Raw genomic sequence first — 16,901 nt, 5'->3', positions numbered from 1 at the left:
GTCACACCAGACCGCGCACCAGGATCCCGCCGATCAGCAAGGGGGCAACCCAGCGCCAGCAGTTCATCAGCAGGTGATTCCAGTGGGCCGAGAGCCCGTGCGGCAATGCCTTGCGTCCCAGCTTCCAGCCCAGCAGCAGCGTTACCATCAGGCCGAACAGCGGCATCATCAGGTTGGAGGTGACAAAGTCCAGCAGCTCGAAGATGGTTTTGCCAAACAGGGTGGCGTGTTGCAGCGGGCCAAATGACAGGCTGACCGGAATGCCGTTGAGCATCACCACCGCCGTGATGGCGCTGCAGGCCGTACGGCGTGACCAGCCCCAGGTTTCGCACAGGAAGCACTGCAAATGCTCCAGCAGCGAGATGGCTGAGGAGAGCGCCGCAAACACCAGCAGAGCGAAGAAGATCACCTCAAGCACCTGACCGAATGGCAACAGCTGGAACACCGCCGGCATGGTCATAAAGGTGAGGCCGGGTCCGGCAGCCGGGTCGATACCGGTCGAGGCCAGCACCGGGAAGATCATCAGACCCGCCAGTACCGCCACCATGCTGGCCAGCAGCACCACCCAGAGGCTGGAGCGACCGACCCCTTCGCTGGTCGGCAGATAGGCACCGTAGGTGGTGTGAATGCCAAGACCGATGGAGAGGGAGAAGAAGGCCAGCCCCATGGCGTCGAGCACGCCGGACATCCCCAGCTTGCTGAAATCGGGCATCAGGAAGTGACGCACCCCCTCCATCGCATTGGGCAGGGTAAGGCCAAAGGCGACCAGCATCAGGATCATCAGGAACAGGGCGGGCATCATCCAGCGCAAGGTGCGCTCCACCCCTTTCTGGATGCCCCCTTGCACCACCATCCAGGTGAGGGCGGCAAACAGCAGGTGGGTGAGGATGGGCCAGACATCCCCGCTGACATAGTCATTGAAGCGGGCGGTGAGGGCCGCCGCATCACCATGGTTGAGATCGCCGGAGATGGCCATCCCGGTATAACCGAGCGTCCAGCCGCCCACCACGCTGTAGAAGCAGTAGATGAGCAGGGTAGAGATCACCCCCATTACCCCAACCCAGCGCCACTGTTTGCCGAGCAGTTCGGAGAAGGCACCCACTACCCCGCGGCGGCTCATGCTGCCGAGCAGAGTCTCCCCCATCAGTACCGCCACCCCCAGCGTGAAGCTGAACAGCAGAAAGACCAGCAGGAAGGCGCCGCCGCCGTTGACGGCGGTGACGTAGGGGAATTTCCAGATTGCGCCGATACCGACTGCGGAACCCGCAGCGGCGAGGATGTAGCCGAGTCGGGATGACCATTGGGACTGCTTCATAAGAACTCCAATCGAGCGCCCCTTGTCGGGGGCAGAATGGCGCTCATGTTACGGAGGTCGCTGCGCAATCACTACGACGGTTATCAGGCATAAATGCGATTTATTGGCATGATTGACTAATTTAATTCTGTTTTTTGCCCAATCCTGCCACCAAATAAAAACCGGAGCGAGATTGCTCCGGTTTGGCCTCTGACAACTGCTCGTCTGCTGACTAGATCACTCCCAGCTCCCGCAGCCGCTCCATCAGGTAGCTGTGGGCGGTATGGCGCTCGGAGAGCACCACATCCGGGCGCGGATGGAGGAACAGCGGCAGCGAGATGCGCGATTTGCTGGCACTGCCCCCGGTCGGGTTGATGACGCGGTGGGTGGTGGAGGGGTAGTAGCCGCGAGAGGCCTCTTGCAGCATGTCGCCGATGTTGATGATGAGGGTGCCAAAGTCGCACGGCACATCCATCCACTCGCCATCGGAACCCTTCACCTGCAGCCCTGGCTCGTTGGCAGCGGGCAGAATGGTGAGCAGGTTGATATCTTCGTGGGCGGCGGCGCGGATGGCTCCCGGCTCCTCGGTGCCATCGAACGGCGGGTAGTGCAGCACCCGCAGCAGGGTCTTCTGGCTCTCGTCGATCATCGAGGAGAGGGGGCAGCTATAGTGAGCGGCGATATCGGCCGGGGTGTACTGCTCGACCCAGCCCAGCAACTCGGCGGCCAGACCGTTGGCGAGGCGGTAGTACTCCATCGCCTGCTCTTTCAGCTCGTCCGGCATCTGGCCCCAGGGGTAGAGGTGGAAGTACTCCTTGAGGTCTTTCTGGCTATGACCCTTGGCCACTTCGGAGACCGACGGCGGGAAGTAGCCATCCTGAGTCTCGCGGTTGAACAGGAAATCCTGCTTCTGCTCACTCATGAAGAAGCGATACCAGTTGTCGTAGATGGACTGCACCAGCTCTTTCGGAATGGGGTGGTTGGTCAGCACGCCAAAGCCGGTGGTTCGCAGGGATTCGGTGAAGCGTTGGGCCGCATCGGGTGAGCGGTAATCGACGGTCAGGACTTTCATTGTTTTTGTTGCGCGCCAGTTAAATGATGGCGCAGTTTACCTTGCGCCTGATAACAAGGAAAGCGGGTTGGCTGCCCCGTCTGGCACAGCCTCAAATAGTGACAAAAACATCAAAAAAACAGCGCCAATTCGCGCGGGCGCACATCCCTTGTTATGGCCTTTTATCCTCTCTAGAATGCCGGTCATTGTCTTTTCCGGAGTCTGTCCATGTCCCCCAAAATCCTGTTGCTGACCCTGCCGGTATTGCTGGCGGGATGCAGCTCCCTGTCAGAAGACGAGTGCCGCACCATGAGCTGGTACAACCTGGGTTATCAGGATGGATCGGAGGGTAAAACCCGTCAGGCGACCCGCGACTACGTTTCGTCTTGCAGCGAGTATGGTCTCAGAGTGGATGAGGCCGAGTGGAAGCGGGGCTACGACAAGGGGTTGGAGCTTTATTGCATTCCCGAGCTGGCCTACAGCAAGGGCAAGGAGGGGCAGGAGTACCGCGGGGTGTGCCCCAACGATGCCAGCTTCCTCAAGCAGTATCAGCGCGGCTATGAAGAGTACAAGCTGGCCGCCCGCTTGCGGGAGATCAGCGACGAGCTGGAGCGTACCGAGCGGGATATCGATGCACTGGAGCGCAGCATCCGCAGCGAAACCAACACGGAACAGCGCGACTATTATCGGTCCAAGCGCAACCGCGCCATTCGCCACTACGAGTCCCTGCGCTACGAATACAACCGTCTGCGTTACCCGGATCGGGTGATCCAGTTCTCCTTCGGCGGTTAATCCCTCTCTTCATGGCCAGCCAGCGTGCTGGCCATGTTGCATCTTGTCAGATCAGGGCAGAACCCAGCGCTGCAATGCCAGTGCGATGCCATCCTCGTTGTGGTCGGCGGTGACCTGGTCGGCATGACTCTGGATCTGCGGGGCCGCATTGCCCATGGCGACCGCCAGCCCCACCTGTTCGAACATGCTGATGTCGTTGTTGTTGTCACCAAACGCCACCACCTGCTCCATCGCAATCCCTTCGCTGGCCGCCCACTGGGCCAGCCGGTTGCCCTTGCTGCAACCCGGCTGCACCAGCTCCACCGCATAGGGGGCCGCCCAGTCACGGGTAAAGGGCATCTGCTCGACCACCTCGCCCATAAAGGCGTGCAGGCGCGCCGGATCCTGATTGAACAACTCCAGCTTCCAGACCGGGTTGTCGAGCCAGCCAGCCAGCTCCTCGACCGGGTGGATGGCAATTTTGAGGTGCGCTGGTTGATTGGCCGACCAGCTACGGATGCGGGTGACATGCTCCTCGCAGCCGATGTAGCCGATCCCCTCGCTCAGGTGAAACAGGGCCCCCATCTGCTGCGCCTCGACCGCGTCCAGCAGCTCGGCGAGCGGGGCAACCGCCAGCGGGTCGCCGCTGAGGATCCGGTCCTGCACCGGGTCATAGAGATAGGCGCCGTTGCTGCAGATGAGAGGGGTATCGAGCGCCAGCTCGTGGTGGAAGGGGCGCGCCGTCATATAGTGGCGCCCCGTGACCAGCAGCACCTTGATGCCCTGTGCGCGGGCCTGCGCCAGTGCCGCCCGGGTGGCCGACGAGATCTTGTGATCCCGGGTCAGCAGGGTGCCATCCATATCGAGCGCGATGGCCTTGTACTCACTCATAGCTCCTCCAGCATCGAACAAATCCGCAAAGAGCTTTACCGTCCCAGACCCGGCGCCCCGATGCAAGTCTTGCCCGCGGCCGGAGCGCCGAACTGTGATCCCTTCGTGGCTCAGGCGCAGCTGGCCAGTTGCTGGCGGCGGTCGGCACGGCGGCGCAGCAGATAGAAACCGGCGGCGCTGGCAAGGGAGCAGAGGGTGGCGAGATAGAAGGGCCACTCGGTACCGGCCAGCAGCACCAGACTGCCGAGCAGCACCGCCAGGATCTCGCTGCCCACCGCGAGGGCGCGGTAGAGCCCCATCGCCTGCCCCTGCAGCTCGGGGTGACTGCGGTTGGAGATCGCCACCGAGGTGGCCAGCTCCCCCAGACTCATGCCGATGCCAGCCGGCACGAAGGTGAGCGCCAGTCCCCACCAGTGAACGGGCAGGATAAAGAGCAGCATGCCGCTCGCCATCACCAGATGGCCGACGATGCCGAGGGAACTGCCGCGCCAGTGATGGGCGATGCGGGAACCGAGCCAGGAGCCCGCCATCATGGGCAGGCTCACCAGCACCGCCGCCTGCGCCAGCTGGGCCGGATCCCAGGCCAGCCGCTCCACCAGCCAGATATTGAAGTAGGTGAAATAGAGCTGCACGGCGCCATAGCTGGTCAGGGTGAGCGCGAAGTAGGGGAGCAGGGCCGGTTGCAGCAACAGCTGGCGGCTGGAGAGGGTCGGTGCCTGGCTGGTGGAGGCCACCGGCGGGCGATAGGGGACCAACCAGTACACCAGCAGCAGGTTGAGCAGGGTCATTCCTACCGCCAGCCAGGCGGCCAGACTGTAATCCCCCGAGATCACTGCGGCGTAGCCTCCGATCATCGGCCCCACTACCCAGCCCAGGTTCATGCCGATGTTGATCCAGGCAAAGCTGCGGGCCTTGTGCTCCTTGCCGGCGAGATCCGCCGCCATCGCCTGCACGATGGCGATGTTGCCGTTGCATAGCCCCTCCACCATCCGGCTGAGCAGCAACAGGGGGAGGGAGCGCCAGGCGATACCGAGTGCCATCAGGGCATAGCCTGCCAGCACCCCCGCCAGCGAGAGCAACAGCAGTGGCTTGCGGCCATAGCGGTCGGAGAGGCGACCGAGCCAGGGGCTTCCCACCAGCTGGAACAGGGGATAGAGCCCCATGATGACCCCCAGCCACACCTTGCGGCTCCAGTCGGAGGCTTCCGGCGTCAGCATGCCGTGGGCCGGATCCAGCAGCAAAGGAGCCAACACCGGGGAGGGGAGGCTAAAGCCTGCGACTGCCAGCGTGACTGTCATGACCAGCACCCAGAGGGGGTTTTTGTGCCCGTGTTTCTCCATGTTGAACCCATTAAGTAAAGTTATTGGTTTATTTATGCTGGTTCATAGATGGGATTAAGTAAAGTGAATTGTTGATTTAATAAAGGGCGATCCCCATAATGAGATCATGAACGCAAGCACCGACAAGATCCTGTTTCTGCTCAAGAGCCATGGCCCGCAGAGCGCCGCCGCGCTGGGGGAGCAGTTGCAGATGACCTCCATGGGCGCCCGCCAGCACCTGCTCGCACTGGAGCAGGAGGGGTGGGTCACCTTCAGCGACGAGGCGCGCGGGCGCGGTCGTCCCGTGCGGCTGTGGCAGCTTACCGAGCAGGCTTGGCAGCGCTTCCCCGATAGCCATAGCGATCTGACCGTGCAACTGATCGACAACGTGCGCGAGCTGTTTGGTGAGGAGGGGATGGAGCGACTGATCCTGCAGCGGGAGCAGCAGATGCTGGCGCGCTATCAGGAGGTGCTGGGGTCGCATGGCCTCTCTGGCCGGTTGGCACTCCTCAAGGAGCTGCGCAGCCGCGAGGGCTATATGGCGGAGATCCGCCACGAAGAGGATGGCAGCTGGCTGCTGTGGGAGAGTCACTGCCCCATCTGTGCCGCCGCGCGATCCTGCCGAGGTTTCTGTCGCAGCGAACTGGCGCTGTTTCGCCAGCTGCTGGCGCCGGCGACGGTGGAGCGGGAGCAGTATCTGCTGGAGGGGGCGCACCGTTGCCTCTATCGCATCACGCCGCCCGCGCTCTGATTGCGCCAAACGCCCAAAAACAACAAAGCAGGCGCCGGGATGCCTGCTTTGTTGCCTTCGGGGAGGGGGTGCTCTCGTTCCAGCCCGTCGTTTCCCGATAAGGTAAGACGGCTGATGGGGCTCTTGACCCGGTAAGGTCCTTCACCGCAGAGACCCGGTCAGGTATCTGCTTTGCCACCGGAAGATGTAACCATAGTATCCCTCCCGTGCCGGTGAGTGGTTGCAAAGTAACCACTTTTTTCGGTTGTTTTTGCAATAGTTCACCCTTAATCTAGGAAAAGTGGATTAGTCATTGCAACGAGGAAGGGTAAATGCTGAAACTTGATCGCATAGACAGACATATTCTCGAGCTGATGCAGGAAAATGGTCGCATCAGCAATCTGGAGCTGGCCGAGCTGGTAGGGCTCTCGCCGTCCCCCTGCTCCCGCCGGGTCAAGGCGCTGGAGGATGCCGGTCTCATCGACACCCACGTTACTCTGCTCAACGCCCGCCAGCTTGGTCTCACTCTCACCGCCTACATTCACATCTCCATGGACCGACACACGCCGGAGCGGTTCGAAAACTTCGACCGTGCCATCAGCGAGCTGCCGGAAGTGCTGGAGTGTGACCTCATCACCGGCAACGATGCCGATTACCAGCTCAAGGTGGTGGTACGCGACATGGAGCACTACCAGCACTTCCTGCTGGACAAGCTGACCCATATTCCGGGGGTGACCGGGGTGCGCTCCAGCTTCGTGCTGCGCCGCATCAAGCACAAGACGGCGCTGCCGCTCAACCATCTGGGGTGAGTTGTCATTCAGGGTGGCGGTCGGTCTGGCATATAACTGGCAGCCGCTTCTCTTTGCGGGTTTGAGCCCGCGCAAACAGCTTGTACAAATGCCCATATAAACAGAAAGAGGAGGCCGGTGGCCTCCTCTTTCTGTTATGCGGTATTGGTTATTCGGTTCTGGATTACTTGTCGCTGTGACGGGGTATGGCGACTGCCGTAGTCAGACGCTGACCTGGCTGATGTCTTCCACCTGCAGCAGCCAGCCGGTCTGCTCTTGCTGCGGTTCGCCGCTGACCCGCAACCGCTCACCGGTCGGCACCCACTGCCCTTCGGGCAGGGAGACTAGCAGGCTCTCGCTGCCGTTGTCGAACAGCCAGCGATCTTCGCCCAGCGATTCAATCAGATAACCTTCCATCTCCACTCTGGACTCGGCTTGCCAGGATGGCGCAACGGAATCACGGCTCTCGATGAAATCCCCCTGAACACCAAAACTGGCTAGCCCCCACAGAATGGAGAGCCCGACGAGTGATGTCTGCATCTTGTCTCTCCTCTTTTTGGAACTGTGCTGTTGGAACTGTAGGGCCAGTATGGGAACAGAAAACTGAGCGCACCATGAACAAGGTGGCAAAGTGCAGGCGAGATCGCGAAAAAATCCGGCCAACTGGCCGGTTGTGTCATTTTATGGTGTCTGGATCACACTATTTGGCGGCTTCTTCTGCCATCCGTTCGGCTCTTGGCTTATTCGTCCACATGGCTACCCCGCGATGATCCTGGCAGATCCCCTCTGCCACAATGGCGCGAACCCGGGTGCCATCTTTGCATATGGCCTGCCAGGCGTCGGCATCATCGATGGTGAGCGAGTCGGGCGGCTGCGTGGTTTGGCAAGCCGTGAGCAGCAGGGCGCACAGGGGGAGCAATTTTGTCATGGCTGACTCCTCGGGGTCTCGGGGCGATGGAGGATGTGAAGGATAGGAATGGCCTCGCCATCCGGGCTTAGCTCCCCAGCATCTGTGATAACTGGTTAATGGGCAAGGGGTCACTGACGGGCGTTGAAGCCGATCAGCCGGGGCTTGCCCTGCGCCCTCCTTCGGCCTAAGGTGAGGCCGTTTTTACTGCCTCATTGAAGGAGCGTTTTCATGTCCACTCTCTATCCCCGCGTCGGTGTCGGCGTCATCCTGACCAATGCTCAGGGCCAGGTGCTGCTTGGCAAACGCAAGGGGAGCCACGCCCCCTACTGGTCGATCCCGGGTGGTCATCTTGAAGTGGGGGAGAGCTTCGAGTCGGCGGCAATCCGCGAGGTGGCCGAGGAGACGGGATTGCAGATCCACGGGCCCGAGGTGGTGGCGGTGACCAATAATCTGGAGACCTGGCGCGAGAGCGGACTGCACTATATCTCGGTCACCTTGCTGGCACAGGCTGAGGGCGAGCCGCAACTGCTGGAGCCGGAGAAGTGTGAAGGGTGGGTCTGGTGCGATCCGCGCGAGTTGCCCGAGCCCCACTTCGATGCCAGCCGTCAGTCCATCGCCTGCTGGCTGGCGGGACGTTGCTACTTGCCGGGTGATGTGCCAATGGTGTCGGCCAAATCAGCCTGACTGTCATAAAACGATCATCGTGCTGTCATAATATCTCCTCTCCATCGGGGGAAGAGGGATGAGGGAGAAGAGCGTGGGACAGGTATTTATTCAGTTTTTGTGGCTGGGATGCATCAGTTTTGGCGGCCCGGCTGCCCATATCGGCTTTTTCCAGCGCACCTTCGTCGAGCGGCTCGGCTGGCTGACGCAGGCCGAGTTTGCCCGGCTGCTGGCGTTGTGCCAATTGCTGCCGGGGCCTGCCTCCAGTCAGCTCGGCTTTGCCATCGGTCGCCATCGCGCCGGTCTGGGCGGGGCGCTTTGTGCCTTTATCGGCTTTACCTTGCCCTCCTTCCTGTTGCTGCTGGCGGCAGCCGTCGGCGTGGGCTTGCTGGGCAACAACCTCTGGCTCGATGCAGCCCTGCACGGCCTCAAGCTGCTGGCGCTTATTGTGGTGGCCGATGCGGTGCTCACCATGAGCCGCCAGTTCTGTACCACGTCACTGACTCAGGGGATCATGGTCGCGACTGCGGCCGCGCTCTGGTGGCAGCCCGGCTTGCTGACCCAACTGCTGATGCTGGCGGGAGCGGCGCTGATCTGCGCTCGAAACCAGCAGGGGGCGAGTCGTTTGCATGCTACCGCCGAGGCGTCTTCAGCCACGACCCGTCATCCTCACTGGCCGACCCTGCTGCTGTTTGCCGCCCTCTTTATAGGCTTGCCGCTGCTCGGCGGCCCTCTCGGCACGCTTGGCCAGCTGATTGCCGACTTCTATCGGGCCGGTAGTCTGGTGTTTGGCGGCGGCCACGTGGTGCTGCCGTTGCTGCAAGAGAGCGTGGGCCACACCCTCAGCCAGCAACAGTTTTTGACCGGTTACAGTCTGGCGCAACTGGTGCCGGGCCCCATGTTTACCCTCGCCACCTATCTCGGCGCTGAGCTGTTGCCCGAGATGCCGCTGATCGGGGCCCTGTCGGCGACCCTGGCGCTCTTTGCACCCGGCTTTCTGCTGCTCTGGGCGGTCGGTCCCTGCTGGCAACAGTGGCTGACCCAACCCCGTCTGGCGGGTGCCGTCATTGGCATCAACGCCGCCGTGGTGGGCTTGTTGCTGGCGGCGCTCTATCAGCCGGTGTGGCAGAGCGCGGTGCTGGCGCCGACCGATCTGGCGCTGGCGGCCATCGGCTTTTATCTGCTGCGGGTGGTGAAGTTGCCGGTGCCGGCCATCGCGGCCCTGCTGGTGATGGCCACCATCTTGCTGGCGTGATGCCGGTGAAAGCCCGATAAAAAAACGGCGCCTCCATAATGGAGGCGCCGTTTTTATTGCGATGGGTCAGCCGCTTAAGCGTCGGGATCGAAATCCAGACTCAGGCTGTTGACGCAGTAGCGCTGGCCAGTCTCGGTCGGGCCGTCGGGGAAGACGTGGCCGAGGTGAGAGCCGCACTGGCGGCAGGTGATCTCCACCCGCTTCATGCCGTGGCTGCTGTCTTCGGTGTAGTTCACCGTCCCCTCGATGGCCTTGTCGAACGAGGGCCAGCCGCAGCCGGAATCAAACTTGGCGCCTGAGTGAAACAGCACGCTCTTGCAGCAGACACAGAGGTAGTCACCGTTCTTGCGATTGTGGAGCAGGGCACCGCTGTAGGGTCGCTCGGTGCCCTTCTCCCAGCAGACGTGAAACTGCTCGGCGCTTAGCTTGCTGCGCCACTGTTCCGGGTTGTTACTGCTCATACCGACTCCTTGCCATCAATCACGGGGCCCAGCATAGCGGCTCCCTAAAGCTGACTCCAGTATGCCTGTTATGGTTTGCCCGCATTTGTGATCGAGGTGGCAGCCATGTCCGCACCGGATGCAGGGAGAAGCGCCTGCTGCGGTGGTTGGGCATCCTGCGCCGTGCTGGCCAGCGCCACCCGCTCCAGCAGCTTGAGGGAGTGGGCGCGACCGACCGCCACCTGCCGTTTGATGTCATCGGGCAAGAATGGCAAGCCGTCGTTGGTGGCGGTGTCGATGGTCTGGATCCACTCCAGCCCTTCCCCCGGCGGCGGCAGGCGGAACTGGATGTCGTAGTCGCTGGCGTTGAACAGCACGTACCAGCGCTCGCCGACACAGTTGATCATGCCGATATCCATGGCAAATGCCTGCCCCATGGGGGCGTGCCAATCCTGATCGGTGAGCTGGTGGCCATCCGGGTGATACCAGTTGACCTGATGGCAGCTGGTGGCGGCGCCGTTCCAGCTGTCGTCGCTCAGTTGCAGGTTGGAGAAGACGCACGACTCCGCCCGCAGCGCCATCATCTGCTGGGTGAAGGCGAACAGCCGCTCATCCTCCGGCCGCCACTGCCAGTTGACCCAGCTGATCTGGTTGTCCTGACAGTAGGCGTTGTTGTTGCCTAGCTGGCTGCGACCCATCTCGTCGCCGGCAAGGAAGTGGGGGGTGCCTTGCGACAGCAGCAGGGTGGCAATCAGATTGCGCTTCTGCTGCTGGCGCAGGCTGTTGACCCGCGGATCCAGAGTCGGCCCCTCTACCCCGTGGTTATAGGAGAGGTTGTTGCCGTGGCCGTCCCGATTGTCTTCACCGTTGGCCTGGTTGTGGCGCTGGTTGTAGGAGACCAGATCCTCCAGGGTGAAACCGTCGTGATAGCAGAGGTAGTTGACGCTGGTGTGGGGCGAGCGCCAGTTTTTCGGGAAGATATCCCGCGACCCCACCAGACGGGTGGCAAAGTCCCCCATCTTGCCCGCATCACCACGCCAGAAGGCGCGCACCGTATCGCGGTAGCGGTCGTTGATCTCCTGCCACTGGCTCGGGAACTGACCCAGCCGGTAGCCAAAGGGGCCGATATCCCAGGGTTCGGCGATCAGCTTGACCTGTGACAGCACAGGATCGGCCATCACCGCCTTGAAGAAGGCACCCATCGGCTCGAATTCCCCTGCCTCACGCGCCAGCGTCACCGCCAGATCGAAACGGAAGCCGTCCACCTGCATCTCGGTGACCCAGTAGCGCAGGGCATCGAGCACCAGCCGCAGGGTGTTGGGGTGATCCAGATTGACGCTGTTGCCACAGCCGGTCACGTTGGCATGACGGGTGTAGTCCGGGCCGTGAGGGCCCGCTTCGAAGGCGTAGTAACCGGCGTTGTCAAAGCCCTTGAACGAGAGTGTGGGGCCGTCGAAGCCCGAGGCGGCGGTGTGGTTGTAGACCACATCCAGAATGACCTCGAGCCCGGCCCGGTGCAGCTCGCGCACCATGGTCTTGAACTCGGTCACCGCCTCATCGGCCCTGGTGCTGTAGCGCGGCTCCGGGGCGAAGAAGGCGATGGGGTTGTAGCCCCAGTAGTTGGTCAGTCCCAGCTGCTCCAGTCGCGGTTCCGACATGAAGGCGGCCACCGGCATCAACTGCACCGAGGTGACGCCGAGACTCTTGATGTGCTCGATGACCAGCGGGTGACTGATGCCAAGGTAGGTGCCTTGCAGCGCTTTGGGGATCCCCGGGTGCTGCTTGGTAAAGCCCTTGACGTGGGTCTCGTAGAGGATGGTGCGGGCCGGGCTGATCCCGGGCTTGCCGATGCCTTGCCAGTCAAAGCCGTCATCCAACACCACCGACTTGGCAATCATCCCGGCACTGTCCCCCTGATAGAGGGCCTCATCCCAGTAGGTGGGACGGCTGAGTGCCTTGGCGTAGGGGTCGATCAGCAGTTTTTGCGGATCGAACAGCATCCCCTCCTGCGGGGCGCCATAGACCCGATAGCCGTAGCGCTGACCCGCCTGCATGCCGCGCACGTAGCCAAAGCGATACTGGCCACGGCGGCCGGGCAGCTCAAGTCGGGTTATCTCCTGCTCCTGCTCGTCGAACAGGCAGAGCTCCACCTTGTCCGACTGGGGCGCCCAGACACAGAAGTGGCAACCGTTCTCGTCAAGGCGGGCCCCCAGCGGGTGGCCCACCCCTTTTTCCATTACAAGCATCAAGACTCCTGTTTGATGAACAAGGTCGCCAGCGGCGGCAGATCCAGCACTATGCTGTGTGCCATCCCCTGCCAGGGGGTCGGCTCGGCAGCGAACACCAGACCCACATCATAGTTGCTTCCCCAGTAATACTCGCTGTCGGTGTTGAGCACCACCCGATAGTGGCCCGCCGCAGGGACGCCGACCCGATACTCGAGGCGGGGCACCGGGGTGAAGTTGCAAGCTACTACTATGGCCTGCTTGCCCTCTTTGTCGGCCCGTAGCCAGGCAAAGATGCTGTTGTCGGCATCATTGTGATCCAGCCAGCGGAAGCCGGTCTGCTCATAATCGGCCTGATACAAGGCAGGCTCATGACGGTAGAGGTGGTTGAGATCGTGGATCAACCGCTGCTGACCTGCATGCTTGGGATATTGCAGCAGATGCCACGGCAGCTGGGCATCGTGGTTCCACTCGTTGCTCTGGGCGATCTCGGTGCCCATGAAGTTGAGCTTCTTGCCCGGGTGGGCATACATGAAGCCCATGTAGGCGCGCAGGTTGGCGGCTTGCTGCCACTCGTCACCGGGCATCTTGTAGAGCATGGAGTGCTTGCCGTGGACCACCTCGTCGTGAGAGAGCGACAGGATGAAGTTCTCGTCATAGTGATACACCATGGAGAAGGTCATGTCGTTGTGGTGGTAGCGACGGTGAATAGGCTCTTTCTGCATATAGGTGAGGGTGTCGTGCATCCAGCCCATATTCCACTTGAAGCCAAAGCCGAGGCCGCCGAGGAAGGTGGGGCGGGAGACACCGGCAAAGGCGGTGGACTCTTCGGCGATGGTCATGGCGTGAGGATACTTGCCGTAGACCTCTTCGTTGGTCCACTTCAACAGGCTGATCGCCTCGTAGTTGTGGTTGCCGCCATCGACGTTCGGTACCCACTCACCGGCGTTGCGGGAATAGTCCAGATAGAGCATGGAGGCGACCGCATCCACCCGCAGGCCGTCGATGTGGAACTTGTCGAGCCAGAACAGGGCGCTCGCCACCAGGAACTGGCGCACGGTGTCGCGGCCGAAGTCATAGATGTAGGAGTTCCAGTCCGGGTGCCAGCCACGGCGCGGATCTTCATATTCGTAGAGCGGGGTGCCGTCAAAACGGGCCAGCCCGTGAGCATCGGACGGGAAGTGGGCGGGCACCCAGTCCAGAATGATGCCGATGCCGGCCTGGTGACACTGGTCGACGAAGTATTTGAAATCATCAGCCGTGCCGTAGCGGCTGGTGGGGGAGAACATGCCCACCGGCTGGTAGCCCCAGGAACCGCTAAAGGGGTGCTCGGAGACCGGCAGCAGCTCGATATGGGTGTAGGCCATCTCCTTGACGTAGGTGACCAGCTCCACCGCCAGTTCGCGCCAGCTCAGGCTGTCGCCATTGGGGTGACGTTTCCAGGATCCGACGTGCAGCTCATAGATGGAGAGCGGCTGCTCGCGCTTGTCGTTGTGCTGGCTGGCAATCCACTCCGCATCCTGCCACTGGTACTGGGCGTGGTCATAGACCACGGAGGCGAACGACGGATACTGCTCGCAGTAGAAGCCGACCGGATCGCTCTTGTGGGGCAGCCGATGACCAGCGGGATCTTTCAGTTCAAACTTGTAGCGGTCCCCCGCCTTGAGGCCCGGCACAAACAGCACCCAGTGACCGCAGAGACTGCGTTGCATCGGGTGGCGACGGCCATCCCAGAAGTTGAAATCGCCGATCAGGCTCACGGCGGTGGCGCTCGGCGCATAGACCGCAAAACGCACCCCTTCTACCTGCTGGCCGAGATGCTCCACGGTGCGCAGCTGGGCGCCAAGGGTGTGGTAGAGATTTTCCGGCTGGGCGGTCAGTTCGGCTAGGCCTGCCCAGGCGGCATCCTGAAACTGATAGGGATCGATGACCTCGGTGGTGGCATCTTGGTAGCTGGCGAGCAGCTGGTAGGGGAAGGGGTTTTTACGGCGGGTGAAAACAGTTTCAAAAAGACCCGATTCATCGGTGGGCGCCAGGGTGGCAACAACCTTGCCCGACTTGAGATCCTTGACGCGAACTTCGAGGGCATCAGGCAACCAGGCGGTCAGTTTGAGGCCGGGCCCATCCGGATTGGCCTGCAGGCCTAAGTGAGAGAAGGGATCGGAACAGCGGGCAGCAACCAAACGTTCAACGAGCATCGAGATTTCCTTTCATGACAGAGCATCCACTCCGGCCGGGGCCGGAGTGGATTTAGGTGAGAGTGCTGTGAGAGACAGCGTCTCAACGACTGGCCTCATCACGGGCCTGGCTCATCTTGCCGGCCAGTGCCTTGAGCGCCTCATTGGCAAAAATATCTTCCAGATCGGCAGAGAGCTTGCGGCGCCAGTTGGGGTATTCGTAACTGGTGCCCGGTACGTTGACCGGCTTGTCCATCTCCAGCCAGTCTTCCAGCTGGGTACTGAACAGGGCGCAGCTGCCGCGGGACATGTGGATCTGCAGACCGTGATTGAGTTCGGTGTTCATGCCGACCCAGTTCACGTCATGGCTGATGTTGTCAGAGATGACCTTGTGGGCATGCAAGCTGTCGAGGATCCGCTGTTTCGCCTGGTGGCGATCAGCATACAGGGTCTTCAAGACATCTTCATCTGGATACAGACCCAGTTGACGGCCGAGCGCCAGATCGTCGCAATGCCAGAACCCTTTCAGGGTTGGCATGTCGTGGGTGGTCAGGGCTGACATCGCCTGCTCGGTGTAGTGAGCCGGGGAGATGAAGCCGCCATCCGCCTTGGAGCGTTCGAAGAAGAACACCTTGTAGGAGTGAACGCCGTTCTCTTTCAGAGTCACGTCGATCCCCTCCGGCACGGTACCGAGATCTTCGCCGATCAGCAGGCACTGGTTGCGGTGGGATTCGAGGGCCAGAATGCCCAGCAGATCGTTGACCGGATAGTAGATGTAGGCGCCTTTGGCGGCTGACTCTCCGGGCGGTACCCACCACAGGCGCAGCAAGGCCATCACGTGGTCGATGCGCAGTGCGCCGCAGGAGCGCATGTTGGCACGGAACAGATCCACCATCGGCTGGTAGGCCGCTTCAAACAGCTTGTTCGGGTTCATCGGGGGCAGGCCCCAGTTCTGACCAAGCGGGCCGAGTACATCGGGCGGCGCGCCGACCGAGGCTTTCGGGCAGTAGAGATCCTGGTTGGCCCAGATCTCGGTGGAGCCTTCGGAGACACCCACCGCCAGATCCCGGTAGATCCCCATCACCATGCCGGATGCCTTGGCGCGGGCATCGGCTTGCGCCAGCTGCTCGTCAGCCAGGAATTGCAGGTAGAGGTAGAAGTTGACATCTTGCGGGTGCTCGACCATCCAGGCGGCAACGGCAGGATTGTGGTAATCGCGCAGCTCCTGCGGCCATACCGGCCAGCCCCAGGCGTTTTCGCCCTTGGCATAGAAGTGGGCTTGCAGGGCATCGAAGGCCGCTTGCTGTTGCAGGCTGTCGCCACCGGCGGCCACGAAGGCATCAAAGGCGGCCTGACGCTCGGCGCCAAGGCTCGCTTCGTCGAACACCTGACGCAGCATGCCGAGTTTGGTCTGGATCACGCCGGTGTAATCGACGTTCTCCTTGGCGCGCAGATCGGCCAGATGCTGCTGGAAGGCAGGGCTTGCCACTTCCGCTTTCAGGCGATCGTTCTGCTGGAATTCGGGCACCGCTTCCACGTTGATATAGGCCACGTTGAGCCAGCGACGGGAAGAGGGGCTGTAGGGACTGGCGCTCTCCGGATTGGCCGGATAGAGGGCGTGAATGGGGTTGAGGCCGACGAAGTGGGCACCCCAGGTGGCCGCTTTCTCGACCAGCTGGCCCAGATCGCTGAAATCGCCGATGCCCCAGTTGTGGCGGCTGCGCAGGCAGTAGAGCTGCACGCTCGGGCCCCATACCTTGCGGCCATCGGCAATTGGCGGCTGCTTGTAGCACGCCTTGGGCGCAACGATGAGGCGCATGGTGGCCAGCGGCTCGTCATTGCCCTCTTCCAGCAGCACCAGCTGGTGATAACCCAGCTTCGGGGCCATCTCCAGCGTGACGCGATAGGCCTGACACTCCATCTCTTCAAATTCGGCCACGCCGACCAGCTCACCCTCGATGGGGGTGAATTGACCGGACAGCACCGCACCCTGCTCCTGCTGGAGCTGCCAGGTGAGGGCGTCGTTGACGAATTCGATGGGGAGGCGAACCTCAAGGGTAACGGCGTCGCCGGTGCGAACCACCATCACAGGATCCAGCGCCCGCAGCCAGTGCTGGCGATGCTCCTCTTCCAGCTGCTGCACCAGGGCGGCCTCGTCATCGACGCGGTAGCCCATGGCGCCCAGCATGGCGGCCTTGCTCTCTTCGGATACCTGGGCCGGGTGGCCCCAGGCATCGACATATTCGCTGGCGATACCTTTTGCGGCAGCCAGCTGTTCAATCAGGGTGGTCATAGTTTGAGAATTCCCGCTGTGGATTCTATCTATACTATTTTGATTAATTTTTATGGGTGGTACTTGAACAGTGGCTCTTTGGCCATGCTAAACC

Annotated in this window: 15 protein-coding genes; 5 read left to right on the top strand and 10 right to left on the bottom strand. The window is 61.7% G+C overall.

Translation table 11 applies throughout. The features are described 5' to 3' along the window. Position 1 precedes the first annotated feature (1 nt). A complete protein-coding gene (locus I6G90_RS12630; RefSeq protein WP_111807035.1) occupies positions 2 to 1,315 on the bottom strand; it encodes a sodium-dependent transporter in 1,314 nt (437 codons plus the stop codon). A 211-nt stretch (positions 1,316 to 1,526) separates the two neighbouring features. Further along, positions 1,527 to 2,366 (bottom strand): isopenicillin N synthase family dioxygenase, encoded by an 840-nt coding sequence (locus I6G90_RS12625; RefSeq protein ID WP_197927769.1) that lies wholly within the window; start codon positions 2,364 to 2,366, stop codon positions 1,527 to 1,529. A gap of 207 nt (positions 2,367 to 2,573) precedes the next feature. Here I6G90_RS12625 and I6G90_RS12620 point away from each other — a divergent pair, with 207 nt between their 5' ends. Then, complete coding sequence (locus I6G90_RS12620) at positions 2,574 to 3,137, top strand: DUF2799 domain-containing protein (protein WP_197927767.1); 564 nt, start codon at positions 2,574 to 2,576, stop codon at positions 3,135 to 3,137. Positions 3,138 to 3,188: 51 nt separating this feature from the next. Here the strand turns inward: I6G90_RS12620 and I6G90_RS12615 are convergent, their stop codons facing one another. Both I6G90_RS12615 and I6G90_RS12610 read right to left on the bottom strand, forming a co-directional pair. Then, positions 3,189 to 4,007, bottom strand: coding sequence for a Cof-type HAD-IIB family hydrolase (locus I6G90_RS12615; protein WP_139461069.1), 819 nt, complete (start codon positions 4,005 to 4,007; stop codon positions 3,189 to 3,191). A 110-nt stretch (positions 4,008 to 4,117) separates the two neighbouring features. After that, positions 4,118 to 5,347: an MFS transporter gene (locus I6G90_RS12610; RefSeq protein ID WP_197927765.1), complete on the bottom strand. Its 1,230-nt coding sequence runs from the start codon at positions 5,345 to 5,347 to the stop codon at positions 4,118 to 4,120. A gap of 106 nt (positions 5,348 to 5,453) precedes the next feature. Between I6G90_RS12610 and I6G90_RS12605 the strand changes: the two genes are divergently transcribed. Both I6G90_RS12605 and I6G90_RS12600 read left to right on the top strand, forming a co-directional pair. Next, the gene (locus I6G90_RS12605; RefSeq protein ID WP_058052557.1) at positions 5,454 to 6,077 is read left to right on the top strand and encodes a helix-turn-helix transcriptional regulator; all 624 of its coding nucleotides are present in this window, start codon (positions 5,454 to 5,456) and stop codon (positions 6,075 to 6,077) included. 311 nt (positions 6,078 to 6,388) lie between these two features. Next, positions 6,389 to 6,865, top strand: a complete 477-nt coding sequence (locus I6G90_RS12600) for an Lrp/AsnC family transcriptional regulator (protein WP_005304871.1) — start codon at positions 6,389 to 6,391, stop codon at positions 6,863 to 6,865. A gap of 201 nt (positions 6,866 to 7,066) precedes the next feature. Here the strand turns inward: I6G90_RS12600 and I6G90_RS12595 are convergent, their stop codons facing one another. Both I6G90_RS12595 and I6G90_RS12590 read right to left on the bottom strand, forming a co-directional pair. Then, positions 7,067 to 7,384: a hypothetical protein gene (locus I6G90_RS12595; RefSeq protein ID WP_042062015.1), complete on the bottom strand. Its 318-nt coding sequence runs from the start codon at positions 7,382 to 7,384 to the stop codon at positions 7,067 to 7,069. Between the two features lie 160 nt (positions 7,385 to 7,544). Continuing rightward, entirely contained in the window at positions 7,545 to 7,772 is a 228-nt protein-coding gene (locus I6G90_RS12590) for a hypothetical protein (protein WP_197927763.1), read from the bottom strand. 210 nt (positions 7,773 to 7,982) lie between these two features. Here I6G90_RS12590 and I6G90_RS12585 point away from each other — a divergent pair, with 210 nt between their 5' ends. Continuing rightward, positions 7,983 to 8,438, top strand: a complete 456-nt coding sequence (locus I6G90_RS12585; RefSeq protein WP_197927761.1) for a nucleotide triphosphate diphosphatase NUDT15 — start codon at positions 7,983 to 7,985, stop codon at positions 8,436 to 8,438. A gap of 73 nt (positions 8,439 to 8,511) precedes the next feature. After that, entirely contained in the window at positions 8,512 to 9,672 is a 1,161-nt protein-coding gene (gene chrA, locus I6G90_RS12580) for a chromate efflux transporter (protein WP_408628277.1), read from the top strand. A 74-nt stretch (positions 9,673 to 9,746) separates the two neighbouring features. Here the strand turns inward: chrA and msrB are convergent, their stop codons facing one another. The 4 genes from msrB to malQ form a co-directional block, all read right to left on the bottom strand. Then, positions 9,747 to 10,133 carry a peptide-methionine (R)-S-oxide reductase MsrB gene (gene msrB / locus I6G90_RS12575; protein WP_197927759.1) on the bottom strand — a complete coding sequence of 129 codons (387 nt, stop codon included), beginning with the start codon at positions 10,131 to 10,133 and terminating at the stop codon, positions 9,747 to 9,749. Positions 10,134 to 10,201: 68 nt separating this feature from the next. Continuing rightward, the gene (gene glgX / locus I6G90_RS12570; RefSeq protein ID WP_197927757.1) at positions 10,202 to 12,358 is read right to left on the bottom strand and encodes a glycogen debranching protein GlgX; all 2,157 of its coding nucleotides are present in this window, start codon (positions 12,356 to 12,358) and stop codon (positions 10,202 to 10,204) included. Next, complete coding sequence (gene glgB, locus I6G90_RS12565; protein ID WP_197927755.1) at positions 12,358 to 14,535, bottom strand: 1,4-alpha-glucan branching protein GlgB; 2,178 nt, start codon at positions 14,533 to 14,535, stop codon at positions 12,358 to 12,360. Before glgB ends, glgX begins: the two co-directional genes overlap by 1 nt. 82 nt (positions 14,536 to 14,617) lie before the next feature. Continuing rightward, positions 14,618 to 16,807 (bottom strand): 4-alpha-glucanotransferase, encoded by a 2,190-nt coding sequence (gene malQ, locus I6G90_RS12560; RefSeq protein ID WP_197927753.1) that lies wholly within the window; start codon positions 16,805 to 16,807, stop codon positions 14,618 to 14,620. Between the last annotated feature and the right edge of the window lie 94 nt (positions 16,808 to 16,901).

Source organism: Aeromonas allosaccharophila (genome assembly GCF_016026615.1).
Lineage (GTDB): Bacteria > Pseudomonadota > Gammaproteobacteria > Enterobacterales > Aeromonadaceae > Aeromonas > Aeromonas allosaccharophila.
Note: the sequence above shows the minus strand (reverse complement) of the source record. Positions and strands in the feature narration are given on the sequence as shown.

Bases quoted from the DNA above. Each gene is read 5' to 3' on its own strand.
- I6G90_RS12625 (WP_197927769.1), bottom strand. From the start codon at position 2,366: ATGAAAGTCCTGACCGTCGATTACCGCTCACCCGATGCGGCCCAACGC.
- msrB (WP_197927759.1), bottom strand. From the start codon at position 10,133: ATGAGCAGTAACAACCCGGAACAGTGGCGCAGCAAGCTAAGCGCCGAG.
- I6G90_RS12630 (WP_111807035.1), bottom strand. From the start codon at position 1,315: ATGAAGCAGTCCCAATGGTCATCCCGACTCGGCTACATCCTCGCCGCT.
- I6G90_RS12590 (WP_197927763.1), bottom strand. From the start codon at position 7,772: ATGACAAAATTGCTCCCCCTGTGCGCCCTGCTGCTCACGGCTTGCCAA.
- glgX (WP_197927757.1), bottom strand. From the start codon at position 12,358: ATGCTTGTAATGGAAAAAGGGGTGGGCCACCCGCTGGGGGCCCGCCTT.
- I6G90_RS12605 (WP_058052557.1), top strand. From the start codon at position 5,454: ATGAACGCAAGCACCGACAAGATCCTGTTTCTGCTCAAGAGCCATGGC.
- I6G90_RS12595 (WP_042062015.1), bottom strand. From the start codon at position 7,384: ATGCAGACATCACTCGTCGGGCTCTCCATTCTGTGGGGGCTAGCCAGT.
- malQ (WP_197927753.1), bottom strand. From the start codon at position 16,807: ATGACCACCCTGATTGAACAGCTGGCTGCCGCAAAAGGTATCGCCAGC.
- I6G90_RS12585 (WP_197927761.1), top strand. From the start codon at position 7,983: ATGTCCACTCTCTATCCCCGCGTCGGTGTCGGCGTCATCCTGACCAAT.
- I6G90_RS12600 (WP_005304871.1), top strand. From the start codon at position 6,389: ATGCTGAAACTTGATCGCATAGACAGACATATTCTCGAGCTGATGCAG.
- I6G90_RS12615 (WP_139461069.1), bottom strand. From the start codon at position 4,007: ATGAGTGAGTACAAGGCCATCGCGCTCGATATGGATGGCACCCTGCTG.
- I6G90_RS12620 (WP_197927767.1), top strand. From the start codon at position 2,574: ATGTCCCCCAAAATCCTGTTGCTGACCCTGCCGGTATTGCTGGCGGGA.
- glgB (WP_197927755.1), bottom strand. From the start codon at position 14,535: ATGCTCGTTGAACGTTTGGTTGCTGCCCGCTGTTCCGATCCCTTCTCT.
- I6G90_RS12610 (WP_197927765.1), bottom strand. From the start codon at position 5,347: ATGGAGAAACACGGGCACAAAAACCCCCTCTGGGTGCTGGTCATGACA.